Source organism: Luteococcus sp., from assembly GCF_043424415.1.
Taxonomy (GTDB): Bacteria; Actinomycetota; Actinomycetes; order Propionibacteriales; family Propionibacteriaceae; genus Luteococcus.
In genome coordinates, this window is sequence record NZ_JBHWOO010000313.1 from 1 (window position 1) to 5987 (window position 5987).

The window sequence follows — 5987 nt, forward strand, 5'->3', positions numbered from 1 at the left end:
CCTGTCCGTCGTCGTGTGGGCGTGGGCTGCGTGCTCAACCCTCCACGGGGCTCTGCTCGCCCGAGATCGCCTCGGGCGTGATGTTCTGCTCGGCGATCTCCTCGGCCTCGGTCGGCTCCAGCTGCGCCTGGTCGACCGGGAGGGCGTCGCCGTCCTCGGAGCGCGGGGCGACCGTCGACGGCAGGATGCAGCGCAACAGCGTGACGCTACGGCCGGGCAGGTCGAACTCCTGCATCGGCGCGATCGGGTCGCCGGGCAGCTCCTCGCGGTGGGCCGTGGTGGCCATCACCTCGTAGCCGTCGGCCCACGGAGCGCCGGGCAGACGTACCAGGACGTCATTTGCGGCGCCGTTGAAGAACACCAGGAAGGCCGAGTCGGCGTCGCTGGTGTACATGCCCAGGTGGCGACGGCCACCGTCATGCCACTGCTCCTCCCGCATCTCGCCGTCCCAGCCGTCCAGCCAGGCCAGGTCGAAGCGGCCGGTGGGGTGGCCCTCGGCATCCAGCACCGGCTCGTGGCGGCGGAAGTTCTGCGAGCGCAGCGGCGCGTGGTCGCGGCGGGCCCGCATCAGGGTGGCCGACAGCTCGTGGACGTCACCCCAGTCGTCCAGGGTGTCCCAGTGCACCCAGCTGATCGGGGAGTCCTGGCAGTAGGCGTTGTTGTTGCCGCCCTGGGTGCGGCCGAGCTCGTCGCCGGCGGTGATCATCGGCACGCCGGAGGACAGGATCAGCGTGGCCATCATGTTCTTCACCTGGCGGTGGCGGAAGTCGTTGATCGCCTGGTCGGTGGTCTCACCCTCCCAGCCACAGTTCCAGGAACGGTTGTCGTCGGCGCCGTCGCGGTTGCCCTCGCCATTGGCATCGTTGTGCTTGATGTCATAGGTGACCAGGTCACGCATGGTGAAACCGTCGTGGGCGGTGATGAAGTTCACCGAGCTGGCCAGCGGGCGGCCGTCGTGGTCGAAGATGTCGGGCGAACCGGACAGGCGGGTGGCCAGGGTCGAGACGCCCTGGGTGGCGCCGCGCCAGAAGTCGCGCATGAAGTTGCGGTACTGGTCATTCCACTCGCTCCAGCCGTGGCCCCAGTTGCCCACCTGGTAGCCGTAGGGACCCATGTCCCAGGGCTCGGCGATCATCTTGATGCCCTCGAAGGCCGGATCGGCCGCGATGCGCTTCTTGAACTCGTGCTCCTGGTCGACGTGATGGTTCTCGTCGCGGATCAGGGTGGTGGCCAGGTCGAAACGGAAGCCGTCGACGCCCATCTCGGTCACCCAGTAGCGCATCGAGTCGATGATCATGTTGAGCACGCCGGGATGCGAGGTGTCGACCGAGTTGCCGCAGCCGGTCACGTCGTAGTCATTGCGCAGGTCATTGGTCAGGCGGTAGTAGCCACGGTGGTCCAGGCCACGGAAGCTCAGGGTCGGGCCCTGGTGACCGCCCTCGGCGGTGTGGTTGTAGACCACGTCGAGCAGCACCTCGATGCCGTTCTCGTGGAACTTGCTGACCATCTGCTTGAACTCGTCCACCTGCTCGCCGAGGGTTCCCACGGAGGAGTAGGAGGCGTGCGGGGCGAAGAAGCCCAGCGTGTTGTAGCCCCAGTAGTTGCTCAAGCCCTTGCCCACGACGAAGGGCTCGCTGACGAAGTGGTGCACCGGCAACAGCTGGACGGTGTTGATGCCGGTCTCGAGCAGGTAGTCGATGACGGCGTCATAGGCCAGGCCAGAGTAGGTGCCACGCAGGTGCTCCGGGACGGCCGGGTGGAGCGTGGTGAAGCCCTTGACGTGCGTCTCGTAGATGACGCACTCCTCCAGGGGGCGGCGCTGCTCGATCGGGGTGGGGGCCGCGGAGCCGGCGACCACGACCGACAGCGGGACGGACTCGAAGGAGTCGGTCTCGTCGATCTCGTAGTTGCTCTCGGCGGTGTGGTCGAGGATCGGCCCGGAGTAGTCCACGCCGGCGGTGATCGCGCGGGCATAGGGGTCGAGCAGCAGCTTGGCCGGGTTGGCGCGCACACCCTTGTCGGGATTCCACTCACCATGGACGCGGAAGCCGTAGCGCTGGCCGGCCTCGACGCCGGGGACGTGGACGATCCACACGCCATCGGGATTTCCGGCCATGTCCACATTGCGCTGGCTGCGATCGGCGGCGACGAGCGCCAGCTCGACACGGCTGGCACGCGGCGCCCACAGGGCGAAGCGGCAGCCGTCGTCCATCAGCTGGGCGCCGAGGATCGAGGAGTCGACGGGGGAAGGAGTCAAAGTCATCTGCAAGGGGTGCCTTCTAGGACGTGGACCGGACCGCCCGGCCAACAGGTGGCCCGTCCCCGACCCTGAGATGGGCCGGACGAATCGGGCACGAAGCCCCATTTTGCCACCATCTGGAAGGGTAGAGGTCCACGGACACCCACGCACACCGTTCTCAGCTGCTTCCGGGCTGGCATGAGGCCGGGACAAGGCATAGCCTCGCACGGGTCCAACCGCCACCAACGACAGGCAGACATGAGCAACCAGACGATGCCGGGGGCGCCGTCCGGGCCGCGCAGCTATCTCGACCACGCCGCCTCGAGCCCGATGCGTCCCAGCGCCACCGAGGCGCTGCTGAGGGGCAGCCACGTGGTGGGCAATCCCGCGGCGCTGCACGGCAGCGGCCGTGCCGCCCGCGCCCTGCTGGAGGATGCCCGCGAGCAGCTGGCCGAGGCCGTCGGCGCCCACCCCAGCGAGGTGGTCTTCACCAGTGGCGGCTCCGAGGCGGACTCCATCGCGCTGACCGCCGGCAGCCGTCGTCCCGGACGCCGCGGCGTTGTGGTGGGCGCCACCGAACATCCCGCCGTCGCGACGGCCCGCCTGCGCCTGCCGTCGACCGACGTGCTGCCCTGTGACCGTGACGGCCACCCCGACCTGGACGCCCTCGCCGAGCGGGTCGGTGCCAGCACGGCCCTGGTCTCGGTGATGAGCGTCAACAACGAGACCGGCACCCACATCGACCTCGCCCCGGTGGTGGAGCAGGCCCATGCGGTGGGGGCCTGGGCCCACAGCGACGCGGTGCAGGCCCTCGGCCACGTCCCGGTCGACTTCGCCGACAGCGGCCTGGACCTGATGAGCCTGTCGGCCCACAAGGTCGGCGGGCCTGTCGGGATCGGGGCGCTGGTGGCCCGTCGCGAGGTGGAGCTCGGCACCTACGGCCTGGGTGGCGGACAGGAACGTGACGTGCGCTCCGGCACCCAGCCGGTGGCCCTGGCCGCTGCCTTCGCCGCAGCCGCCAAGCAGGCCGCCGAGGAGCTGGAGGTTGAGTCCGCACGGCTGGCAGGCCTGCGCGATGGCCTCGTGGAGAGGGTGCGCGCCACCATCACCGGCGCCTGGGTGAACGGCGGCGAGCGCACCAGTCCCGCCATCGTGAACATCACCTTCGATGGCACCAGGGCTGATGACGTGCTGATGCTGCTCGACCAGGCCGGGGTGGACTGCTCCACCGGCGCAGCCTGCAGGGCCGGGGTCCACCAGCCCAGCGAGGTGCTGCTGGCGATGGGGCGCAGCCTGGACACCGCCCTCGCCTCGGTGCGCTTCAGCTTCGGCCCGTCCACCACCGCAGAACGGGTGGGCTCCCTGGCCAGCCTGCTGCCCGGTGTGGTCTCGCGCGCCCGGACCGCCTACGTGGCTGGGGAGGGCGAGCGATGAGGGTCCTGGTGGCGATGTCCGGCGGGGTCGACTCTGCCGTCGCCGCGGCGCGCATGGTGGCCGCGGGCCACGAGGTCACCGGCGTTCACCTGGCGCTGAGCCGCAATCCGCAGTCCTTCCGCACGGGTGCGCGCGGTTGCTGCTCGCTGGAGGATTCCCACGACGCCCGCCGCGTCGCCGACCGGCTCGGCATTCCCTTCTACGTCTGGGACCTGGCCGAGCAGTTCAAGACCGAGGTGGTCGACGACTTCGTGGCCGAGTACGCCGCCGGCCGCACGCCGAACCCGTGCCTGCGGTGCAATGAGAAGATCAAGTTCGCCGCCGTGCTGGAGCGGGGGATCGCCCTGGGCTTCGACAAGGTCGCCACCGGTCACTACGCCCGCCTGGAGGAGGTGGACGGCCACGTCGAGCTGCGCCGCGCAGCGGACATGGCCAAGGACCAGTCCTATGTGCTGGGCATGCTGGACCAGCGCCAGCTGCGCCGATGCCTCTTCCCGCTGTGCGACACCGAGAAGGCCCAGATCCGCGCCGAGGCGCGAGAGCTCGGGCTCGGCGTGGCCAAGAAGCCGGACAGCCACGACATCTGCTTCATCCCCGATGGCGACACCGCAGGCTACCTGGGCCGAGTCCTGGGCGAGCGGCCGGGCATGATCGTCGACGTCGAGGGCACCCCGGTGGGTGAGCACAGCGGGCACCACCAGTTCACCGTCGGACAGCGACGGGGACTGCGCCTGGGTGTCCCGGCCGTCGACGGCCGACCACGCTTCGTGCTCGAGGTGGAGCCGGTCAGCAACACCGTGACGGTGGGCCCCCGCGAGCTGCTGGCGGTGCGACGCATCGAGGCGATTCGCCCGACCTGGACCCAGGAACCCGTCCCGGGGCCCTGGCGTGGACAGGCGCAGGTACGCGCCCACGGCGAGCCGATGCCCGCCACCGTCACCGCCACCGACCGGGCCATGATCGTCGAGCTCGACGAGCCCGCCGACGGCATCGCGCCCGGCCAGGCCGTCGTGGTCTACGACGGCGACCGCGTGGTGGGCAGCGCCACCATCGACCGCACCCGCGTCACCACGGGGGAGGCAGCATGAGCAGCATCCAGGCCACCGGTGTGGGATCGCTGCCCGGCACCGACATGCCCGGGGCGCTGCGCCACGTGCTGGGCAGCATGGAACTCGCCTGGCTGCCCGAGCTGCCCGCGCGCGGAGTCGGGGCCGACATGGTGGGGCGTACCGCGGCCATGTTGGAGGGCCTGGCCGTCGACCTGCAGCCGCAGGGCTGGCGGCTGGGCGAGCGCAGCGGCATCGACCACCACCGCGCGAGGTCGCTGCTGCGCGCCGACCTCGACGAGCTGGAGGAGTACGCCCAGACACACCACGGACAGGTGACGATCACCGCCACCGGACCGCTGACGCTCGCGGCGCTGATGGAGCGTCCTCGTGGGGACAAGGTGCTCGCCGACCACGGGGCACGGCGGGAGCTGGCCTCATCCCTGGGACTGGGGCTCGCCTCACTGGTCGGCGAGATGCGACGCCGGCTACCGGAGGTCTCCTGGCGGGTCCAGCTCGACGAACCATCGATGCCCGCGGTGATTTCAGGCCAGGTGCCCACCGCGTCGGGCTTCTCGCGCCTGCGGCCGGTGGACCGTCCCCTCGCGTCGGCCCTGCTGGAGAAGACCACCGCGCCGCTGGCCGGGATCGACTGCCCGGTGCGCCTGCACAGCTGTGCCGCCGGGCTGGACCTGGACCTGGTGCTGCGCCGCGTGGCCGGCATCGATCAGGTGGGCCTGGATGCGCGCTGGATCACCGGACGGGACTGGGACGTGCTCGGCCCCTGGCTCGAGGAGGGAGGCCAGCTGGTGCTGGGACTGGCCCGCACCGACCAGGCCGACCAGCTGCAGCGTCCCGACGAACTGGTGCGCCGCGGCCTGGAGCTGCTGCGTCCCCTGGGGCTCGACCCGACGGTCCTGCACGCAGGCCTGGTGCTGTCGACGGCCTGCGGTCTGGCGGGCTGGAGCACCAGGGCGGCCTCGGCCCAGCTGGACGCGCTGGTGGAGGCCGCGCCGCTGCTGGCCGAGCAGCTGGCGCGCTGACGGGTAGTCTCGCACCATGCGTGGCTTCTCCGACCTGAACCTCAACGGCGCCAGCCCTGCCCGGGTGCAGCCCGCCGTGGGGGAGTGGGGTCCCGAGCGGATCCCCACCACCCAGGCCAAGAAGCGACTGCGGATCTGGGTCTCGCTGGGCTTCGTCGCCTCGGTCTGCGCCCTGTGCGGACTCGGCTGGTACTTCTACAAGGTGCTCAACGGCATGGCCTGAGC

5 protein-coding genes are annotated in these 5987 nt (G+C 70.7%); 4 read left to right on the top strand and 1 reads right to left on the bottom strand.

Annotated elements, in window-relative coordinates:
* Nucleotides 1-34 precede the first annotated feature (34 nt).
* The gene (glgX, locus tag ACHFFZ_RS17385) at nucleotides 35-2263 is read right to left on the bottom strand and encodes a glycogen debranching protein GlgX (RefSeq protein WP_394277838.1); all 2229 of its coding nucleotides are present in this window, start codon (nucleotides 2261-2263) and stop codon (nucleotides 35-37) included.
* Between the two features lie 234 nt (nucleotides 2264-2497).
* Between glgX and ACHFFZ_RS17390 the strand changes: the two genes are divergently transcribed.
* The 4 genes from ACHFFZ_RS17390 to ACHFFZ_RS17405 are packed head-to-tail and all read left to right on the top strand — an operon-like array spanning nucleotide 2498 to nucleotide 5985.
* Entirely contained in the window at nucleotides 2498-3673 is a 1176-nt protein-coding gene (locus ACHFFZ_RS17390; RefSeq protein WP_394277839.1) for a cysteine desulfurase family protein, read from the top strand.
* Entirely contained in the window at nucleotides 3670-4761 is a 1092-nt protein-coding gene (gene mnmA / locus ACHFFZ_RS17395; RefSeq protein ID WP_394277840.1) for a tRNA 2-thiouridine(34) synthase MnmA, read from the top strand. The genes ACHFFZ_RS17390 and mnmA overlap by 4 nt, the downstream gene beginning before the upstream one ends.
* Nucleotides 4758-5762, top strand: a complete 1005-nt coding sequence (locus ACHFFZ_RS17400; RefSeq protein WP_394277841.1) for a methionine synthase — start codon at nucleotides 4758-4760, stop codon at nucleotides 5760-5762. Before mnmA ends, ACHFFZ_RS17400 begins: the two co-directional genes overlap by 4 nt.
* Before the next feature lie 16 nt (nucleotides 5763-5778).
* Complete coding sequence (locus ACHFFZ_RS17405; protein ID WP_394277842.1) at nucleotides 5779-5985, top strand: hypothetical protein; 207 nt, start codon at nucleotides 5779-5781, stop codon at nucleotides 5983-5985.
* The last annotated feature ends 2 nt before the right edge of the window (nucleotides 5986-5987 follow it).

What these genes read in the sequence shown, in the direction of transcription:
- glgX (WP_394277838.1), bottom strand. Translation starts at nt 2,263, where the DNA reads ATGACTTTGACTCCTTCCCCCGTCGACTCCTCGATCCTCGGCGCCCAG.
- ACHFFZ_RS17390 (WP_394277839.1), top strand. Translation starts at nt 2,498, where the DNA reads ATGAGCAACCAGACGATGCCGGGGGCGCCGTCCGGGCCGCGCAGCTAT.
- mnmA (WP_394277840.1), top strand. Translation starts at nt 3,670, where the DNA reads ATGAGGGTCCTGGTGGCGATGTCCGGCGGGGTCGACTCTGCCGTCGCC.
- ACHFFZ_RS17400 (WP_394277841.1), top strand. Translation starts at nt 4,758, where the DNA reads ATGAGCAGCATCCAGGCCACCGGTGTGGGATCGCTGCCCGGCACCGAC.
- ACHFFZ_RS17405 (WP_394277842.1), top strand. Translation starts at nt 5,779, where the DNA reads ATGCGTGGCTTCTCCGACCTGAACCTCAACGGCGCCAGCCCTGCCCGG.